Source organism: Fictibacillus sp. BK138 (assembly GCF_004216955.1).
Classification (GTDB): Bacteria; Bacillota; Bacilli; order Bacillales; family Fictibacillaceae; genus Fictibacillus.
Window position 1 is genome coordinate 2,609,246 of the sequence record NZ_SGXL01000001.1, and the last position, 18,389, is coordinate 2,627,634.

General features: G+C 39.4%; 21 protein-coding genes and 1 pseudogene. 14 read left to right on the plus strand and 8 right to left on the minus strand.

Features of this window, described 5'->3' with window-relative positions; translation table 11 throughout:
* Positions 1-191 precede the first annotated feature (191 nt).
* The 6 genes from EV282_RS13060 (at position 192) to EV282_RS13085 (ending at position 4,481) form a co-directional block, all read left to right on the plus strand.
* Positions 192-527, plus strand: a complete 336-nt coding sequence (locus EV282_RS13060; RefSeq protein WP_242611875.1) for a hypothetical protein — start codon at positions 192-194, stop codon at positions 525-527.
* A gap of 368 nt (positions 528-895) precedes the next feature.
* A complete protein-coding gene (locus EV282_RS13065; protein ID WP_130296219.1) occupies positions 896-2,281 on the plus strand; it encodes an LVIVD repeat-containing protein in 1,386 nt (461 codons plus the stop codon).
* A 115-nt stretch (positions 2,282-2,396) separates the two neighbouring features.
* The gene (locus EV282_RS13070) at positions 2,397-2,612 is read left to right on the plus strand and encodes a DUF3986 family protein (protein WP_242611925.1); all 216 of its coding nucleotides are present in this window, start codon (positions 2,397-2,399) and stop codon (positions 2,610-2,612) included.
* A 185-nt stretch (positions 2,613-2,797) separates the two neighbouring features.
* Positions 2,798-3,367 carry a hypothetical protein gene (locus tag EV282_RS13075; protein ID WP_130296220.1) on the plus strand — a complete coding sequence of 190 codons (570 nt, stop codon included), beginning with the start codon at positions 2,798-2,800 and terminating at the stop codon, positions 3,365-3,367.
* Positions 3,368-3,428: 61 nt separating this feature from the next.
* A complete protein-coding gene (locus EV282_RS13080) occupies positions 3,429-3,806 on the plus strand; it encodes a hypothetical protein (RefSeq protein ID WP_130296221.1) in 378 nt (125 codons plus the stop codon).
* 87 nt (positions 3,807-3,893) lie between these two features.
* Complete coding sequence (locus EV282_RS13085) at positions 3,894-4,481, plus strand: dienelactone hydrolase family protein (protein ID WP_130296222.1); 588 nt, start codon at positions 3,894-3,896, stop codon at positions 4,479-4,481.
* An 89-nt stretch (positions 4,482-4,570) separates the two neighbouring features.
* Here the strand turns inward: EV282_RS13085 and EV282_RS13090 are convergent, their stop codons facing one another.
* The 4 genes from EV282_RS13090 to EV282_RS13105 all read right to left on the minus strand — a co-directional run bounded on the left by EV282_RS13090 (position 4,571) and on the right by EV282_RS13105 (position 8,906).
* Entirely contained in the window at positions 4,571-5,503 is a 933-nt protein-coding gene (locus EV282_RS13090; protein ID WP_130296223.1) for an acetamidase/formamidase family protein, read from the minus strand.
* 144 nt (positions 5,504-5,647) lie between these two features.
* Positions 5,648-6,184: a competence protein ComK gene (locus EV282_RS13095; protein WP_130296224.1), complete on the minus strand. Its 537-nt coding sequence runs from the start codon at positions 6,182-6,184 to the stop codon at positions 5,648-5,650.
* Between the two features lie 239 nt (positions 6,185-6,423).
* Positions 6,424-7,920, minus strand: coding sequence for a glycine betaine uptake BCCT transporter (locus EV282_RS13100; protein WP_130296990.1), 1,497 nt, complete (start codon positions 7,918-7,920; stop codon positions 6,424-6,426).
* Between the two features lie 158 nt (positions 7,921-8,078).
* On the minus strand, positions 8,079-8,906 hold the full coding sequence (locus tag EV282_RS13105; protein ID WP_165389460.1) for an aminoglycoside adenylyltransferase domain-containing protein: 828 nt from the start codon (positions 8,904-8,906) through the stop codon (positions 8,079-8,081).
* A 160-nt stretch (positions 8,907-9,066) separates the two neighbouring features.
* Here EV282_RS13105 and EV282_RS20600 point away from each other — a divergent pair, with 160 nt between their 5' ends.
* From EV282_RS20600 to EV282_RS13120, 4 genes are read left to right on the plus strand one after another with little or no spacing between them, the layout of a single operon-like run.
* Entirely contained in the window at positions 9,067-9,192 is a 126-nt protein-coding gene (locus EV282_RS20600; protein WP_278043771.1) for a hypothetical protein, read from the plus strand.
* Positions 9,193-9,199: 7 nt separating this feature from the next.
* Entirely contained in the window at positions 9,200-10,741 is a 1,542-nt protein-coding gene (locus EV282_RS13110; protein ID WP_130296226.1) for a spore germination protein, read from the plus strand.
* Positions 10,742-10,773: 32 nt separating this feature from the next.
* A complete protein-coding gene (locus tag EV282_RS13115) occupies positions 10,774-11,865 on the plus strand; it encodes a GerAB/ArcD/ProY family transporter (RefSeq protein WP_130296227.1) in 1,092 nt (363 codons plus the stop codon).
* Positions 11,862-13,007: a Ger(x)C family spore germination protein gene (locus EV282_RS13120; RefSeq protein WP_130296228.1), complete on the plus strand. Its 1,146-nt coding sequence runs from the start codon at positions 11,862-11,864 to the stop codon at positions 13,005-13,007. Before EV282_RS13115 ends, EV282_RS13120 begins: the two co-directional genes overlap by 4 nt.
* A 362-nt stretch (positions 13,008-13,369) precedes the next feature.
* Here the strand turns inward: EV282_RS13120 and EV282_RS13125 are convergent, their stop codons facing one another.
* Positions 13,370-14,089, minus strand: coding sequence for a hypothetical protein (locus tag EV282_RS13125; protein ID WP_130296229.1), 720 nt, complete (start codon positions 14,087-14,089; stop codon positions 13,370-13,372).
* Between the two features lie 137 nt (positions 14,090-14,226).
* Between EV282_RS13125 and EV282_RS13130 the strand changes: the two genes are divergently transcribed.
* Both EV282_RS13130 and EV282_RS13135 read left to right on the plus strand, forming a co-directional pair.
* Complete coding sequence (locus EV282_RS13130; protein ID WP_130296230.1) at positions 14,227-14,646, plus strand: SRPBCC family protein; 420 nt, start codon at positions 14,227-14,229, stop codon at positions 14,644-14,646.
* Positions 14,647-14,976: an ArsR/SmtB family transcription factor gene (locus EV282_RS13135; protein ID WP_130296231.1), complete on the plus strand. Its 330-nt coding sequence runs from the start codon at positions 14,647-14,649 to the stop codon at positions 14,974-14,976. It abuts the gene before it with no gap.
* A 58-nt stretch (positions 14,977-15,034) separates the two neighbouring features.
* On the opposite strand, the gene EV282_RS13140 is transcribed toward EV282_RS13135, so the two are convergent.
* Positions 15,035-15,319 carry an excalibur calcium-binding domain-containing protein gene (locus tag EV282_RS13140; protein WP_242611876.1) on the minus strand — a complete coding sequence of 95 codons (285 nt, stop codon included), beginning with the start codon at positions 15,317-15,319 and terminating at the stop codon, positions 15,035-15,037.
* Between the two features lie 365 nt (positions 15,320-15,684).
* On the opposite strand from EV282_RS13140, the gene EV282_RS13145 reads away from it, so the two are divergent.
* Positions 15,685-16,560 (plus strand): STAS domain-containing protein, encoded by an 876-nt coding sequence (locus tag EV282_RS13145; protein ID WP_130296232.1) that lies wholly within the window; start codon positions 15,685-15,687, stop codon positions 16,558-16,560.
* 16 nt (positions 16,561-16,576) lie between these two features.
* Positions 16,577-16,699: pseudogene (locus EV282_RS20685) on the plus strand (DUF3231 family protein); the annotation flags it as partial.
* 61 nt (positions 16,700-16,760) lie between these two features.
* Here the strand turns inward: EV282_RS20685 and EV282_RS13150 are convergent.
* On the minus strand, positions 16,761-17,366 hold the full coding sequence (locus EV282_RS13150) for a GNAT family N-acetyltransferase (protein WP_242611877.1): 606 nt from the start codon (positions 17,364-17,366) through the stop codon (positions 16,761-16,763).
* A 118-nt stretch (positions 17,367-17,484) separates the two neighbouring features.
* Positions 17,485-18,192, minus strand: a complete 708-nt coding sequence (locus tag EV282_RS13155; RefSeq protein WP_130296233.1) for a hypothetical protein — start codon at positions 18,190-18,192, stop codon at positions 17,485-17,487.
* Between the last annotated feature and the right edge of the window lie 197 nt (positions 18,193-18,389).

The window sequence follows — 18,389 nt, forward strand, 5'->3', positions numbered from 1 at the left end:
GCAACCTTTATGTTGCGGTTTTTTCTTGCTGCAAATACACTGCTATTCTGACTTACCTCATGCAGTGGAAAAGGATTAACAGAATGTCAAAACGAATCTATATTAAAATATGAGCTGACGTTATTCAACAAACGTAGCAGGATTGTTGAATAGCTTAGATAAAATGAAACTTAGTTGACGAGGTGTTTGAAGTGACAAAAAAGAAATTAGGGAAGTTAATTATTTTTCCAGGTTTATTAATTAGTATTACATTCATCTTTCTTTTTTCATTTAGAGAATCACAAGAATTTAAAGGGTTTCCCGTTCCGAAGACCGCTGAATTGACTGAGAAAAAGAGCAAATTAGAAAAATACAAATGGGATTCAGCTTCCGAGGAAAATGGTCTTCCGTTAAGATATCAATTAATCATTAAACTGTGGGGATGGGACAAAAGAGAGCAAATGGGTGCACTATCCATATACGAAAAAAACGGAGAAGAGGTTGGCGTAATATCATTAACAGATTATTTATCTCTTAGCACTGAATGAACTTAAACGTTTAGAAAAAGTTTTTGATTTCTTTTCTACCGCAATCGGGTGCGTTTCTGTAATAAGTAATGTAAACTTTTTTGAAAATCTAGTGCAATTGGCTGGATTAGAGTTAAAAGACCTAGTGAGTAACAAACAATACTTAGCATAAACCTCATATTTTAAAAAATTTCTAGTAAAAAAGAATGAAGATAGGAATGTCTCATTATGTAGAAAGGTTAGGAAATATAGTTCATATAAAAATGACAGAATATTCATTATTATTTATATAACATATCTACCATCTAAAGTTTTTTTAAAAACGTTTAGTCGAGGCAGTATGTTCGTACATAATTGATTGTTTTAATTATTTGATAGGGGTGAAAAAAATGAAAAGTGAAATTTTAGTAAAAACTGCATTGGTAGGTGCATTAGTATTTTCAGCAGGAGGAACTTCTGTTTTAGCCCATGATGAGATTGGGGGAGGAGAGGAAAAAGGCGATAACCTTGCCGGTGTAGAATTAACTGTTCCATTGCTTGAGGGTAGTAAGAATACTGGCAATCTTAAGGAAGTGGCTGCTGTTCCATTGAAAGAAACCCGAGACGGTGTAAAAAACTCAACAGGAGATGTTTATGCCCATAAAGGGTTTGCCTATTTAGGAACACACCGAGCGAATGGCGGAGGGGGAGGTGTCAGAGTTTTTGATATGAAAGATCCTTCCAACCCAGTTGAAGTTTCAGTATTTGCTGCTATTCAAGGTACCTGGCAAGAAAAAGTAATCGTCAAAACGGTAAACACGAAACATTTTAAAGGTGATTTAGCGGCAGTAAGTGTTCAAAAGATGGATCAGAAAGATCCAAATTCACAGGGCGGTTTTGTATTATATGATGTTACGAATCCTCGTGAACCTAAAAAGCTCGGTTTCTGGGAATCCTCTTCTTCTGGAGCAAGGGGTACACATGAGCTGTATTTGACCGTACAAGGAGATAATGTTTATGTTCTGACTGCGGATTGCTATGCTGACTATTACTCACATGGCAAAAAAATGGATGTTTCCATTGTGGATGTTTCCAACCCTACGAATCCGAACACCATTTATGAGTTTAATCCTCGTACCTACATACCTGAAGTCAGCGATGAAAATTATGATGGTTACAATTGGACAGATGAGGAAGGCATACAGCGTGCTGCGTTTGCTCATAGCGTAAAAACAGATGGAACAGGAAAAACGGCTTTCCTTTCTTACTGGGATTTAGGGACCATCATGTTAGATATAAGTGATGCGAAAAATCCTGTATATCTCGGAAGAACAGACTTTGCTTCAGATGTCCAAGGAGCGGCACATTCCATGGATCTTGCAAAAGGCGGAACTGTACTGGTTGAGACAAGAGAAGTATTCGGCCCAACAAGAGAGGGATTCGAATCTGCTTATGGCTATACGATGATCTATGATATTAAAGATAAAACTAATCCTGAGCTACTAAGTACATTTAGGACAGAATTTACCGAAACAATACCTAATGGGGCTACTGTTCATGATCCAAAGGTGCACGGGAATACATTATACCTTTCACATTATTCTGGCGGAGTCAGAACGGTCGATATCACCGACCCATCTTCACCACAACAGACAGGTATGTATATCCCAAGCAAAGCAAACATATGGGGAGTTTTTGTGGACCGCAACTATATCTTGGCATCTGATATCGGATCTGGCTTAAAGGTTTTGCAAAAAACCGGCGGTCCCAACATGAACAGAATGGGTGGAGTTTAAAAAAATACCAAAATAAGAGTATCGAGCACATTCCTATCATGGAATGTGCTTTTTCTTAAGAAGATGATTATTGAATCAATGGAATGTCTACATTGATGCTGGCTGGTATATAGAGATGACACATGGGGAAACAGCATATTATGAGTCTATTGCTTACAAGAGACTATCAGAGGATGTACGGGATCTCTTCTTTGATTTTAAATATTATGGGATCAAAAATCCTACCCAAGAAAATGAATTAACATTAGTGGGAAATGGCACAAGAATTTTCCAATCCACGACAAGGAACTTAATTATGATATCGAAGTTAACTGATTTGAGAAGTGGCTAAACATACATAAAATAATCTAATATCAATTGAACTCTTTATTAAGCAATCGGGTGCGTTGATCTAAGAAGGATTAACGCCTTTTTTATGGGATTTATTAAACAAACGTACAGGTTTGTAGAAGAAGGAATTTGAACCTATTGGTAGAATTATACAATTTAATGAATTTGTTAATTTGGGGGATAAAAATGAAAAAGACTTTCATTTTTGTAATTGTTTGTAGCATTTCCTTGATTACAGCCTGCACAAATACCAAAGAGACCACTATTCAACTTAAAGAAGATAAAGAAAAATTAACAGCAAGTATAAATGAAAGTGAAAAGAACCAAGAGAAACTAAATCAGACAATTATGGAACTGAGAAAACAAATCGAAGTCAACGAAAAAGAAAAAGAATTATTCTCCAATATAAGTAATTTATCTAGGGATTTCGTTAATGCTCATACTTCAGGCAATAAAGAAAAATTAAAATTAATGATCTCAGGGGACCTTATTCTCGAAGAAAAGGATAATAGACTATACATTAACAATCACGCTAACGATCAATGGCTATTATTTCCTTATGACGGTCTGCAATTGGATGATTGGTTAATACAAGGTTTTGAATTTCACAATGAAAGTAATACTTACAGAGTGCATTTAAGAGAATTTTTCAAGAATGTAGACGGAGAGTTAGAAAGTCCTCCAAGATTTCTTTATTTAACATTTAAATTCCACAATAATGAATGGAAAGTAGTTAGCGTGAGTTTTGATGTATAGTAGAAGCTTTAGAGAAGTTTGCTTTACTAAATTGAGGTGGGGAATAAACAAGCAGGTAATTTTGGTTAGTATTTTAGGATTATCTTTAATCGGATGTAACATATCAGAGGAATCCGAACAGACACCCTTTCATCCTTTGTTCTCGGAAGATGAAAATTATTATTCACTTCTCGTGGTTAATGAGGCGGCAGGTAGATATGATCTTGGTCAAGAATGGCAAGAAAAAAATGATATCAATAATGTCAAAACAATCCATGGCAGAAGCTCATTAGATGATACCAATAATAGTTATAAATTTCTTGAATTAGAAAGATCCCCTGCATTTGTACTATTTGATACTGACGATATTGTGTTCAAAACCTACAACGAAAAGGAGTTAATAAAGTTTCTAAAACTCATGAACCTAAGTGATTCTTTATTCTGCAATCGGGTGCTTTAAAGGAATAAGGGTATAAGAAAACGACCAGACGTGAACTGCACAATAATTGGGTATTAAAACATAGCCTATCAGTCAAGGAGGTACAAGTTGATTCAAATCCACAATGATTCTCGTACATTAGTTCTTGTCATACATGAAATCTATGGAATCAACCAACACATGCACGATTTTTGCAAGTTACTATCCGATCACAGTCTTGATGTTATTTGTCCAAATTTAGTAGAACGAGATACGCCTTTTGATTATTCTCAAGAAGAAGCAGCTTATCGTAATTTTATGGAGAACGTAGGATTCGGTTATGCTACACAAAAAATAAAAGACATATTATCTGATAGTAAAGATAAATACGAAAAAATATATATCATTGGATTTAGTGTAGGTGCTACTGTTGCTTGGTTGTGTAGTGAGGATGATTGTGTCACAGGAGTAGTTGGATACTATGGTTCACGTATTAGAAATTATGTAGATTTAACACCACAATGTCCGACTATTTTATTCTTTCCGCAAGAAGAACAATCGTTTGATGTGGAGGACTTAATTTCAACTTTAGATAAAAAGAATATCGAAATTCATAAATTCAATGGAAAACACGGTTTCAGTGACCCTTACTCTCCCAACTATAATGGAGAATCAGCAGAAAAAGCATTTAGCAAAATGGTGCGTTTTATCCGTTAAAATAACTGAGATATTATTCCGTGTTTTGAATGATAAGGACATAAGAAACGACCAGATCAAAAAGATCTGGTCGTTTTGCTATATCTCTATTATCTTATCGCACCATGAGGCAGTACAGCATGTACACCCCGCACCCCATTGACGATCTGAGTAACCCTTAGATCTACCACTAGGCTCGATAAGGCCAGTGCTTCTTTTCGTTCATACCCGAACAATTCATTCATGAGATTCAGCATACCATCTAGAGCCATTGTAGTCGCTTCGTTCAAATTTTCATGAAAGCCCATCGTAATCCAACCGGCTGGCGTTTTCGCACGAGGCATCGATAGTTTCATATCTTCACGGACTGATAGGGTTAAGTCAACGACATCCATTGGACACTCAAGCGCAGGACAGGCCACCTCCCCATCCCCTTGAACCGCATGGCCATCTCCAACCGAGAAGAGCCCTCCAGACACCGGTATAGGTAGATATAGCGTACTTCCTGCGATCAATTCCTTACAATCGATGTTACCGCCACAAAAACGAGGAGGTGTCGTACTGTGAACTCCTGGTTCGTTCGGGGGCATCCCAATGACTCCCATAAAAGGACTTAGTGCCACCTTATGCCCTTTATCACTGACTCCGATCATGGAATCTGAATCTAATTTCCAATTCAGGTGAAATTCTTCTCCTTCTGCGATACCTAATGCTATGTTAACAGGATGAGGAAATCCTCCGGCACTATTCCAACCCCATGAACCGGGACGAATCTCATTGATCTTAATCTCAAGTGTCATACCGGGTTCTGCACCTCTTATTTTTACGGGACCGCATAAAGCATGACCGCCATCGCGAGGCCGTTCTCTTGGTTCGAACTTTTTACGAACGCCTTTACTTGGAAAGGGTTCTAACCCCCATGCTGCCTCAAGCGTACTGAAACGTACGGTGTCTCCAGAATCAATAGTGAGTACAGGTTCGTAATCCATAGAGAAAGAGCCGTGTAAGGTTGAACGATCAGGATGAATCGAATAGTTTGCCATTAAAATTCCTCCTATCAAGTATCCGCTTTCATCTTCATCATACTGTAAAAAAATGGGCAGCTGAATGATCAAATGTGAACAATTCATTACATACAAAAACGCCTGATACATTTCGCATCAGGCGCTTATAACATTTATAAAGTTCTATGTAAGGACCGGGTCACGATCTCTTTCTCGTTCTCTGTCACGTTCTCTTTCATTCGTTCGATTAACAAGAACACTTCGGTATTGAGCTGCTCGATGGAGTTTTCCTACTAAGGAAGCGCGGGTGTTAGCGATGGGTAGATCCATGCCGTTTGAAAAAATAACGCTGGCACGCTTATGTCCAGTTCTATCAATTCTTCGGATGTGCGGCTGTGCAAGCCAGATGCAGGTATCATTTCGTGGTGATTGGATTGGGAAAAAATACAGATCAAGTTTTGAATCGATCATGATCGGAGCAAAGCACATCTTGCCCATATTGATGCGTGCTGCTTCCTTCTTTCCGTCATAGGAACCGCCATAGTACAGGCAGTTATCTTTGATGAGGCGAAAAGGTTTCTTTTCGACCAGGATTACTGCTTCACGTTCATACACTTCCGAACACACAGCACCTTTCTCATTGATAAAGGGAACGATCGCCATTGTGTCTCCGTTGATCTCGTAATCCTTAACCTTCTCATGCGTCATTGTTAATCTCATTAATTTCCTCCTGCATTTCAGTTTTTGTTTTTTTTAATTCAACTACTTAACTATCAACTACCCCTTTTACCCTCCTGTTTAAATTTTATAGTACAAAATACCCTCCAAGGTGTACTATATAGTAAGATATTACCACTTCATTTTTCACAAGTCTACACTTTTCGTCGTAATTTTTGAAATATTTTGAAATTAGTTAACCGAAATAATAAAAAGCCTGACAATAATCAGGCTTTCTATCACTATTTAATCGCTTTTGATCTTTTCCCTTTTACCTCTTCTCTAAACGATTTCAATAAGGATACCGTCATGAAGATAAGAACAAAGGATAACGGAAACGCACTGACAATAATGGCCGTCTGCATCGCGTTCAATCCCCCAGAGAGCATCAATACAATTGCTGAAGCCGAAAGAACGAGTCCCCATATAATTTTTACAGAGTTCGGTGGATCCAAACTGCCGTTTGTCGTCTGCATACCAAGAACAAATGTTGCCGAATCGGCAGATGTTATAAAGAACGTTGAAATCAGGAACAACGTCAGAACAATTAGTACCATTGCAAACGGCAGCTGCTGATACACAAAGAAAAGCGCAGTTTCGAGCGATTGTTCAGACACCTTCAAGTTCTCGAAGATCTCCATGTAAATCCCTGTTCCTCCAAACACGGCAAACCAGATCACACATACTAGTGTCGGTATGACCAAGACGGCTATGACGAACTCCCTTACCGTCCTTCCTTTAGAAACACGTGCGATAAACGTACCAACAAAAGGAGCCCATGCGATCCACCATGCCCAATAGAAGATCGTCCAGTCCTGCACCCATGTGGCATCTTCTTTATTAAAAGGAGCGAGACGAAGCCCTAAGCTTGGCAAATACTGAATATAGCTGCCGAACGTCGAAACCATCAGGTCGAGTAAAAACACGGTCGGACCCAGGAATAAGAAAAGAAAGAACACGGCAAGTGCCAAAACAAGATTTGCATTGCTCAAATACTTAATGCCCTTTCGAATTCCGGTTCCAGCTGAAACGAGATAAAGAAGCGTCACGACCCCAATGATAACAAGCTGGATGGTAAAGTTATTCGGAATCCCGAACACATAGCTCATCCCAGCATTGATTTGTGCAGCTCCAAGTCCAAGTGAGGCAGCCACTCCGAAAATCGTCGCAAACACAGCAACAATATCTATCACAATTCCGATCGGACCTTTCACTTTTTCACCGATCAGCGGGTAGAGGGTTGCACTCATCAGTCCTGGCAGACCTTTTCTAAACTTGTAATACGCTAAAACTAAAGCGATCGTCGCGTAAATGGCCCACGCATGAAATCCCCAGTGTAAGTACGTATAGCGAAGTGCCGTATTCGCCGCCTGAATGGTGCCCCCTTCTCCAACTGGCGGCGTTGTAAAATGGGAAATCGGTTCTGACACTCCGAAAAACAGAAGTCCGATCCCCATACCCGCACTGAATAACATGGCAAACCACGTCGGCCGGCTGAACTCTGGTTTATCCTCATCTTTACCAAGCTTAATATTTCCGTAACGGCTAAACACTAAGAAAAGAGCAAAAATGAGAAAGAATGTCGCGATCAACTGATAATACCAGCCAAAATTATTCAAGAAAAATCCTTTCCAGACCGTCATCACACTCTCTAAATATTTCGGTGAGATCACACCCCACAACACAAAGAGTATTGAAATGACGAGAGAAAACCAAAACACCTTCGTAACCTGCTTCACATTCAATCACACTTTCCTTCTAAAATTTACCTCTTACTATTATGTACAAAAGTGAAGAGAATCATAAAAAAGAAGTTTATCATACTTTTTGCCGCCCATGGAGATGTAGGGGCACATGAAAAAAAGCTGCTCAAATTAAATCTGAGTCAGCTCTTAACTTATATTAGGCTATTACATTCTTCTATCATGTATTTCATATAATCCAGCGTATCTTTTCTTCTTTTAAAGATAGAACGGTAGAGAGATTTCTTGTTGCCCTTTCGTATCCGTATCGCCTCTTGTAGTATTGGATGATACTTCTCTGGAACGGTGTGAAGCGCATATTCGCCTGCCCCCACTTTTGAGATGATACCTTCCTCTTTTATTGAATAAAAGAGTCGCGTCACCCCAAGCACTCCCCACTCGATCATGCTCCCGCTCACAAAAAGACCCGGGAATTGGAGTGAAGTGACACTTTCACATCTTCTTGTCCAGTTCATCCAATACGAGTTGATGTTGCCTACGAGTTTCTTTTTCAGCTGCTTCCAATCTTCCGGAATATGATAGGTTTCGATTGGAAGCCCTTTTATCACAATGCCGTATGCTTTAAGCTGGTAAGCATCGATCCAGTTACGATGAAACGAGCGATACATCTGAAGCTTTCCTTCATTAAAATACGGACATGACTGAACGCCTTCGTTCCGGCCGTCGAGATCCTCTTCAGTAACATACATCCCATCCAGACCTGGTTTTGGATACTCTTTCTTCATTTCCAGATGCACTTGCTTTAACACATCAATATCAGCATCTGTCAGTTTGCGCCTTACTACTGCATAGAAATCAATATCACTCATTCCGTCCTGATAGGCACCTAATGAAACGGAGCCAAAGAGATAGAAAGATTCCAGTACATTCGGGAGCTTTTCTTCTAGACGTTCAAAATATATCTTTAAAACTTCATTTATTGCGTCTGGGATTTTGCTCTTCTCTGTTGTTGATGATTTCATTAAGCTAACCCTCATTTCATTTCCACTTATACTTAATGATTTTAACATATTTATCCAATGTTGCAGGCTTGATTCATCGTCCTAATTTCAGATTAATTTCCTTTAAGTTGGAGAATCTAAGTTGGTAAAGATTAGAATTGGCGTACGGAGGGATTAATCGGTGATACCAAAAATTCTTAGCTTCCTTCCTGATTGGATCGTACTTGTACAAAGTTTGATTTGTTTTATCGTACCAATCGGCATTTCGAAGTTTTTCAAATGGATCAATTCGTTAGAGAAAGTGTGAAAGCCACATGAAGAGAAGAAAATCTAAGACAGAAGATCAGCAACAAGCTATAGAAAAAGAAGTACAATCAAATCCCTTAAACTTTACCGGAAACCTTTCGATTGATCTTGATCGGATACGCAGTGAGATCGGACAAAATGGTGACGTTCATATCCGAGAGTTTAAGATCGGCTCACTAAATGCGAGGGCTGCGCTCATCTTTATCGATGGCTTGGCGGATACAGAAATAATCAACAATAATATTCTCCGCAGTTTGATGTCTGTCGATGATCAAGATTGTGAGAAGAATCGTAACATCGAAACTTCCACAAGAGAACGATTGAGTACTCATATGTTATTGATCGGAAAAGTGAATGAGACTTCCAATATACAAAGCTTCGACACTGCTATTTTGGCTGGATCCGCCGGCCTTCTTGTAGAAGGAACAGCAATAGGTTTTGTACTTGATGTGGCAAAAGCGAAAACGCGGAATATCGAAGAACCCCTGTCAGAGTCATTAGTCCGAGGACCAAGAGTTGGTTTTGTTGAACAATTATCAGATAATACGGCCTTGTTAAGGAACTTATCCAAAACACAAGATCTCGCGATTAATACCTTTAAAGTAGGCACGAAAATTAAAAAAGACTTAGCGATTGTTTACATGAGAGACATCGTGGATCCACAGCTTTTAGAAGAAGTCATACAGCGAATTCAAACGATTAATATCGATAACTTGCCAGAGTCTGGGTATGTGGAACAGTTGATAGAAGATAATCAATTCAGTCCTTTTCCACAGATTCAGAACACTGAACGTCCTGATCGTGTTATGGGCGCCATCCTTGAAGGACGTGTGGGCATCCTGCTGGACGGTACTCCGTTTGCGTTGATCTTGCCAGTGACTTTTAACATGCTGCTACAGTCACCAGAAGATTATTACGAGCGATGGATTTCTGGGACTTTGATACGGATGCTGCGTTATTTGGCTGCTTTTATCGCGTTGTTCGGTCCTTCTCTCTATATTGCTTTCAGTTCGTTCCATCAAGGGTTGATTCCTACAAAGCTCGCTATTTCGATTGCAGCGAGTCGAGAAGGCGTTCCATTCCCTCCTTTGATCGAAGCCTTGATCATGGAGATCTCGATCGAAATTTTACGTGAAGCAGGTTTGCGTCTTCCAAAGCCTGTTGGACAATCCCTCGGAATCGTTGGCGGCTTGATCGTTGGTGAAGCAGCGGTCCAGGCAGGTATTGTCAGTCCCATCATGGTTATCGTGGTGGCGGTTACAGCCATATCTTCTTTTACGCTGCCACACTACAGCATAGGGATCACGATACGTTTTCTCAGGTTTGTCGTCATGTTGTTCTCTGCGGTTTATGGCCTATATGGTGTTGTATTATTCGTCCTGTTGTTATGTACGCACCTTGTTAAACTAAAAAGCTTTAACGTACCGTATTTAAGCCCTGCGGTTCCATACCAGTTAAGCGATCTAAAGGATTTTCTAATTCGCGCGCCACTCTCTATGATGAAACGCCGCCCAAAACTGATGCATACCCAGGAAAGTAAGAGAAAATAGACGAGGAGATTATCCAGTAAGGAGTGATACCTATGACTAAACAAAAATTTGATCAGATTACAACTCCACAAACGGTCGTGATCATTAGCAATTTTATTTTAGGGATAGGCATATTGACGCTGCCAAGAACAGTAACAGAAAAAGTCAAAACTCCTGATGGCTGGATTACAATCATACTCGGCGGAATCACTGCTCTCCTTGTTGCCATCATCATGGTTAAACTGGCGGAACGTTTTCCAGGGAAAAGCATCTTTCAATACAGCAACGAAATTACAGGAAAAGTGATCGGTTCAGTCGTCAGCTTATGCATTATCATCTATTATCTGACACTCTCCAGTTTCGAACTTAGAGCGATGTCAGAAACAACACGGCTTTTTTTATTACAAGGTACACCGAACTGGGCAATTATTCTCCCTTTTATTTGGATTGGTCTTTATCTGATCACGGGCGGCATCAACCCGATCGCGAGAATGTTTGAGATCGTCTTTCCGATCACCATTCTATTCTTTCTTCTCGTCATGTTCTTAGGAATCAAAGTCTTTGATATAAACAATCTGCGTCCAGTAATGGGGATGGGTGTAATGCCTGTTATGAAGGGACTGACCACGACTTCATTATCGTTTGTTGGGTTTGAGATCATCTTGATTATCTATATGTATATGAAAGAACCGACTCGTGCCTTAAAAGCGACAGTAATCGGTTTAAGCATCTCTCTTGTCTTCTATTGCGTCACTTTTATAATGGTTATCGGTGCATTGTCCATTGATGGTGCCGTCACGCAAACATGGCCAGTCTTAACCTTTATCAGAAGTTTCGAGATATCAGGTTTGTTTGTAGAACGATTTGATTCCCTTCTTCTCGTTATTTGGATCATGCAGCTGTTCACTACTTTTGCCGTTTGTTATTATGCTGCTGCCCTTGGTTTATCGCATATTTTCAATAAAAATATCAACTTGTTTATTTATGGGCTTGCTCCATTGATCTATATCGTTTCCATGATGCCAAGAAACATTAACGAGATGTTTCAGTTGGGATCTGTGATCGGGAATTTCACGCTTTATTTTTTCAGCTGTGTCCCTGTCCTGCTTCTGCTTATTTCTTTGATGAGAGGGAAACAATCATGAACAAACAACGAATGAAAAACGTATGGGTTGGCGTGATCTTGAGTTTAAACCTTATCCTCCTCACCAGTTGTTGGAGTTATCGGCCGATCGAGGACGTAAATTTTGTAGCTGGCGCTGCATTAGATGCAGAAAAAGGAGGGAAAATCTCCTCGACCCTCCAGTATGTTGTCCCTCATGAAAAAGGCGGAGGCCAAGCCGGTATGTCAGGACATAAGCAGTACGAGAATATTAAAGAAGTAGGAGATGCTCTCGAACCGATCGGATGGGAGACAACGCTAAAAAAAGAAGGCTCTATTTTTGGCGCACATGAAAAGATCGTTGTAATTGGAGAAGAACTGGCAAGAAAGATAGATATGGAACAGTTGGTGGATCTGTATTATCGAGACATAGATATTCGAGGAAGCACACTTGTTTTTATTGCAGATGGCAAAGCAGACAAGACTCTTGAATCGGAAGCACCTGATATTGTTCCATCGTACCGAATCAACGAGATCGCCATTCAGCAACTTTCGACCAGAATGTTAAGACAGACTTCCTTAGTCGTTATGCTTAGCAAGATGGAATCAGATTCGAGCTTTGTACTGCAAAGACTCACCACTGAAAAAGGAGAAGTGAAATTTGATGGTGCAGCCGTCATTAAAGGGAAAACCAATAAACTAATTGGTTTTCTAAATAAAAAAGAAATCGAAGGATTAAATCTCATCACAGGTGACAGCAAGACCGGCTCCATTCGGTCTCAAGGAAAAAAACCGGTCTATTTTCAAATCCAGCAGATCAAATCAAAGATAACGCCCTATGTGAAAGGCGAAAACATTTCCTTTCATCTCAACGTATCCATTGATGGACGGATTGCCGAAGACTGGAAACAATCCTTTAATCTGTTTAAGGATTCTACATTAAAGCAAGTTGAAAAAGAAGTCGAAAAAGAAGCAGACTCTCTGGTTGAGCACACAATAAATAGGATGCAAGATGACCTTGGCGTTGATATAGCAGGGTTCGGCAACGAGTTAAGAATTCATCATCCAAGAGCTTGGCAACGCGTTAAAAAAGACTGGGATGAGCGGTTTAAAACAACTCCCGTGACGACAAACATCAACATTCATATCACTGATTACGGGATGATCGGTGAAAGGAACAAATAAGAGCAATTTTTATAGAGATAGACGGCTATTTAGGAAGAAGTTGAACATCAAAAGGTACAAAAAGTGCCTTTTTGTTTTCAGCTTCTCTTTTTTCGTGATGATCTTACGGGTAGAAATGTCATTCTTCAAGACATGGGATGAGTCCTGCGTGAAACAGGGGCTTTCTTGCGTGGAACAAGAGTAATTCTGCGTGAAACGAAGACTGTTTGGAGTGAAACGAGGGTATTCTTGCGTGAAACGAAAGCATTCTTGCGCGAACGTGTAACAGATATAAGAACACGTACCGTAAAAAAGCCTGAAACGCATTTGTTTTCAGGCTTTTTGTATATTCATTTAAGATCGTTTGGCCGCATATCATGCGTTTACTCTATGGATGAATACTCCTTGTTAATGATGTCACCGATGGTTTCATTGCCAACGGCGCCTAATGGAAAGACTTTGGTTTCCAAGTTATACGAATGTCTAAAGGTAATGCCGTTCATTAACTCAAACTCTAAGAAGATCATTTTATTCTCATTCCAAGCATCATTTAACTCTTTCGGATTTTGCAGCTTGAGTGACAGCCATTCTTTAAGGAATGCCTTTGTGGATTCAGGCGAAAACGTATGAATCCTCCTGCCGTCTAACGTACTTTCAATATGAATGTCTTTCACTAAGTCTTTTATCGGATATAGTTCTCCAATTGTTTTAGCTTTTTCATTTCGATCCACCACGAACACTCTGCTCGCCGATAAGTCATCTTTGTTATGAGTGACTACAGCTAGTGACGTTGGAATACCATTGATGGCGTAAATCTCTGTGCCTTCTTCAAGCAGCGTCGCGTCGTTGTTTTTCATCTGATAACCCTCACACGCGTTATCCGCCAACTTGTACTTCACTTCACCAAGGAGCTTTCCATTTTCCACTTGTACCTCTTCTTTATCACCTGGGTCTGGAAAATCATGTTGGTAGTGGATGTCGTTAATCATCAACGTATCCGCCCACTTGGCTTCCACTGGTGAACAATCTCCAAAAGTACTTCTGCAGGATGTTAATAAAAATAGTATCGTGATGAATAATAGAATTGTTGCGATATGCTTCATGAGTTTCCTCCAATAAACGGTCAATAAACTCTATTTCTCCAAAAAGGTAATATATCCCTTTATATTGACATGAAACCAAAAGGTGTTATATTCTATACATGAAACCAAATGGTTATATTTATGAGGAGTTGAACTTAATGGCAGCATTACAAGATATTAAGCAAACGGTTGTTTTCGATGCACCGATTCAAAAAGTGTGGAATTCAGTTTCTACAGCTGAAGGTATGTCTTCCTGGTTCATGCCAAACGACTTTAAAGCCGAGGAAGGTCATGAATTTCATATCCAGTCCCCTTTTGGCCCGTCACCATGCAAAGTACTCTTGATCGATGAACCGAACAAGCTTTCTTTTAGCTGGGATACGGATGGATGGGTGGTTACTTTTCTTTTAAAAGAACAAGGTGACCAAACAGAGTTCACTCTTATTCATAGCGGATGGAAAGATGAAGAGGAGATTGTCGGCAAAGCAGGCGAAAAGAGTTCTGTTATCCGCGATCGTATGAACGGCGGATGGGTTGGCATTGTTCATGAGAGACTGAAAAAGGTAGTTGAGGGCTAAGTGGCAGCACCTGCTGAAAAACACGATGTCTTTAAAGCGATCGCTGATCCGACAAGACGTGAAGTCCTCCGGCTGCTCGCAGAAAATGAACGGCCGATCTCCGAGATTGCCGATCATTTCGATATGAGCCGGACCGCTGTAACGAAGCATCTGAATATCTTAACCGAAGCTGAGCTGATCTCTGGCCGCAAAGAAGGTCGCGAGAAGATCTATCAGCTGCATCCTGAACCGTTAACCGAAGTGAAGCAGTGGCTCTCCTATTACGAGAGGTTCTGGAGTAACAAACTGTCCATGTTAAGGCATATCGTTGAAGAAAATGGAGATCGTTGATTTCTAACAAAAGAAGCATTCCATCACGTTTGATGGAATGCTTCTTTTTTCTATTGGATTAATTACAAGCGATCCCATCGTGATTATAATCTAAACGATGATCTCCAAATCCTGCTGCTTTAGATGCTTTCATAAAAGCTGTGGCTTCAGTTGAATTACTAAAATCGCTACAATCTTTATCTTCTTTAAAGTTATAATCCGGCCTTGCAGGTTTAGGCTCTGGTTTAGGTTGTGGCTTATTTTTTTCTTCTGCTTCTCGTTTTGCAGCCAAGCTATCACGCTCAGCTTGGGCTCTCTTGTGTTCCTCTTCAAACTTTCTAAGTGCCGCTTCTTCTTCTAACACCCTTTGTTTTTGGTCTTCTGGAGTTTCTTCTACGATTGTTAAATGTGTATGCCAAGCACAAGGTATTACTTTCCAGGCTAACAGCAAGGCAAATAGTAGGATAAGGAACGTACCTCTCTTGTGCGTTTGCTGTTTCTTCTTTCTTTTATAGCACCATATTGCGGTGCCTCCATGTTATGTACTGGTTTATACCAGATAGCGTAGCCCCAATAAAATAGAAAAAAGAAAATCGCACAAACAAAAGCAGGACAAATGTTTCTTTTATGGAATTTTTATAATAAAAACAATCTAATCGTTCCATTTCATAAAAAGTTTATCTCTTTGCCTTAAGAAACCATCCTTATTCCTATTGGAGGCTATTGAAAATGGAACATAAAAAGGAAGCATTCATAAAAGTCGGACAAGCCCTAGTAGAACAAGCACCCCTTTTATCTAATAACATCTTAACTCAGCGTTTTGACAGACATCCGCAAAAATCAGGATTGCCTCATGATCGGAAACAATCTTTTACCTATATTCAAGAATTTATAAAGCTGCTCGGAACAACTTTACCACTCGATGGAGATCAGGCTGAAATTGTATTGATGAACTGGGCTGGACAGACCGCATTGTATGCCGTTGATTATGGGCAGTCACTGGACGTTGCCCTGCAGCCGCTTCCTTTTATTAGAAAAGAAATACTGATTTTAATAGAAGAGCTTGCTGAAAGAGAAGCCCTTTCTGTCCTTGATGTGATGAGTGTTATCAAAAACATTGATATCAATTTGGACTTTGCCTCTCATACGTTCAGTGAGACATATGTGAAAAATCATCAAATGATCGTCAATGAAAAAAATCAAGCACTTCATGAGTTATCGGCACCCATCGTTCCTCTTTTTGATGGAATAGGTGTACTGCCATTAATCGGTGAAATAGACCATGACCGAGCACAGATTCTCCAGATCAGAACGCTAGAGCGGTGTGTGGAAAATAAAATATTTTCACTTGTCATCGACTTGTCAGGGGTTCACACCTTAACACCTGAAGTACTTCAAAGTATATTCTTATTGATCGATTCGTTGCGTCTACTAGGTGTACGGGTCATCGTCACCGGAATCCGTCCAGACATTGCATTAACTGCTTCATCGTTCGATAAAAATATGCGCGAAGTCCAGACCAATGGGAATCTAAAGCAGGCTTTATCTGCATTAGGCTATGGAAAATTGATTGAAAACAAAAACAGACCACCAGTCCTGCGCTGAGGAGTGGTGGTCTTTCATTGGGGTTATGTACGAACAATTTCATTTAGCAAAAGCACAATTTGGTGCTAAGATGCTGAAATTGAACAAAGAAAAAGGCTGGTTAGTGCCCCCTCCATTACAAGTTAAAGCATGTGAGTAACTTAAAAAGAGCAACCATTCCTTTGCTCTTTTTAAGCTTTACTAAGAATTGTAACCCTTTATCAGCTAGAGATATATGATTCTTCTCTATCCTTAAACCCTTGTTTTACAGTACTCCAATCATCCTTAATAATGGAATAAAGAACGGTATTTCGTATAAAACCATCCTCAAGGATCTTCTCGTTTCTCAGAATCCCCTCTCTTACAGCACCTAATCGTTCTATCGCTTTTTGTGAGCGGATGTTCCGTTCATCTGTTTTGAACTGTACCCTTACAAAGCCTAATTCCTCAAAACAATATTGCAGAAGTAAATACTTACAATCCGAGTTTACAAATGTCCGTTGAAATTGAGGAGCATACCAAGTCGCTCCTAACTCACATGATTTATGGTTAAAATCTATATCGTATAGACTAGTCGTGCCCACCACTTCATTCGTATCCTTGAGAGTGACCACAAATGGTAATGCCTTCATTTGTTCTCTCAGCTTAGTTTTACTGGCTACATTCTCAACCATTTCTGACTCTTCTTTAACTTTTTTAAGCATGAAATCCCATACTTCAGGTGAATTAATTTGAAATAATTCTTTTGCATGTTCAACTTGTAAAGGCAGCAACTTTATTCGATTGTTCTCTAATACAGGGAAATCTAAAAATATCTGATGATTCAAGCAAACCTCTCCTAACCATGGATGTAGATACACAATTTCTAAAATTATTTATTCCATAAAAATAAGCATTTCTCCTTCTTGAAGAAACGCAGCAGTTGAAGAAACTTAAAATATGCATTCAATTGTTCACTATCTTCCATACTAAGTCTTCAGGCTTGTCTTTTTCTAAAAATGTTAAACGGTAAACTTTCTTGTAGTCCTTATCAGCAAATTCTACTTTGTGGTTCAATTTCCATTGAAGGATTCCATAATCACTAAAAAGATCCTGTTCGTCCGTGTTTTCCACCGAGAAGAGTTTCTCACTATTTACCACTGATCCGTTTCTTTTTTTAACCTCTAAATATACGTCAATACTACTTACCTCATGGTGACACATGATGTGACAAACATACTTCTTGTTCTGGCTGCTCTTCTTTAACAGCGGAAAGATATTTTTGTAATCTGCTTGTTTAATTTTGTAATAAATCTCTTCTAAAATACGCAGATCCCAGTTGAACGCTTGAGCAGCTTTCTTCATCCCTTCATGGACAATCTCCAGCGTGTGCTTCTTCTTTTCGCTATCAGAAGTCAAAGCTAAGAAAGCTTCAACATCAGTCTCCACATAAACAGGGAAATACTCAAATATGATATGGTCAAATGTATCAATTTGCTTTTTCTCATCAATACTCTCTACACAATAAATCTGAATGCCTTTAACTTCTTTTGTATGTAATTTAGGCAAAAGACTACTATATAACGAAGTAATTGCCCTCGTTTCATGGAAGAACTTCCAGTTGAGATCCTCATGTTTAGGGATGTATAGCTGAATATCTTGGATGATAGACATTGATCATTTCTCCTAAGAAAATTCTGCATGTTTTAAGTACTGAAGGATTCCACAAGGTGGAATAACGTACCCAGCACTATTATTTATTCTATGGAACAAAAAGAATGATAAAAAGTATAAATAAGACCAAAGCGAAAATGGTTGAAAAAAACTTAATCGATCCTTTTTCCTTAAATAAAGAGAAAATGATAAAAACG

Bases quoted from the DNA above. Each gene is read 5' to 3' on its own strand.
- EV282_RS13110 (WP_130296226.1), top strand. From the start codon at position 9,200: ATGAAGAGAAGAAAATCTAAGACAGAAGATCAGCAACAAGCTATAGAA.
- EV282_RS13125 (WP_130296229.1), bottom strand. From the start codon at position 14,089: ATGAAGCATATCGCAACAATTCTATTATTCATCACGATACTATTTTTA.
- EV282_RS13115 (WP_130296227.1), top strand. From the start codon at position 10,774: ATGACTAAACAAAAATTTGATCAGATTACAACTCCACAAACGGTCGTG.
- EV282_RS13145 (WP_130296232.1), top strand. From the start codon at position 15,685: ATGGAACATAAAAAGGAAGCATTCATAAAAGTCGGACAAGCCCTAGTA.
- EV282_RS13065 (WP_130296219.1), top strand. From the start codon at position 896: ATGAAAAGTGAAATTTTAGTAAAAACTGCATTGGTAGGTGCATTAGTA.
- EV282_RS13120 (WP_130296228.1), top strand. From the start codon at position 11,862: ATGAACAAACAACGAATGAAAAACGTATGGGTTGGCGTGATCTTGAGT.
- EV282_RS13070 (WP_242611925.1), top strand. From the start codon at position 2,397: ATGACACATGGGGAAACAGCATATTATGAGTCTATTGCTTACAAGAGA.
- EV282_RS13130 (WP_130296230.1), top strand. From the start codon at position 14,227: ATGGCAGCATTACAAGATATTAAGCAAACGGTTGTTTTCGATGCACCG.
- EV282_RS13090 (WP_130296223.1), bottom strand. From the start codon at position 5,503: ATGGCAAACTATTCGATTCATCCTGATCGTTCAACCTTACACGGCTCT.
- EV282_RS13155 (WP_130296233.1), bottom strand. From the start codon at position 18,192: ATGTCTATCATCCAAGATATTCAGCTATACATCCCTAAACATGAGGAT.
- EV282_RS13075 (WP_130296220.1), top strand. From the start codon at position 2,798: ATGAAAAAGACTTTCATTTTTGTAATTGTTTGTAGCATTTCCTTGATT.
- EV282_RS13105 (WP_165389460.1), bottom strand. From the start codon at position 8,906: ATGAAATCATCAACAACAGAGAAGAGCAAAATCCCAGACGCAATAAAT.
- EV282_RS13095 (WP_130296224.1), bottom strand. From the start codon at position 6,184: ATGAGATTAACAATGACGCATGAGAAGGTTAAGGATTACGAGATCAAC.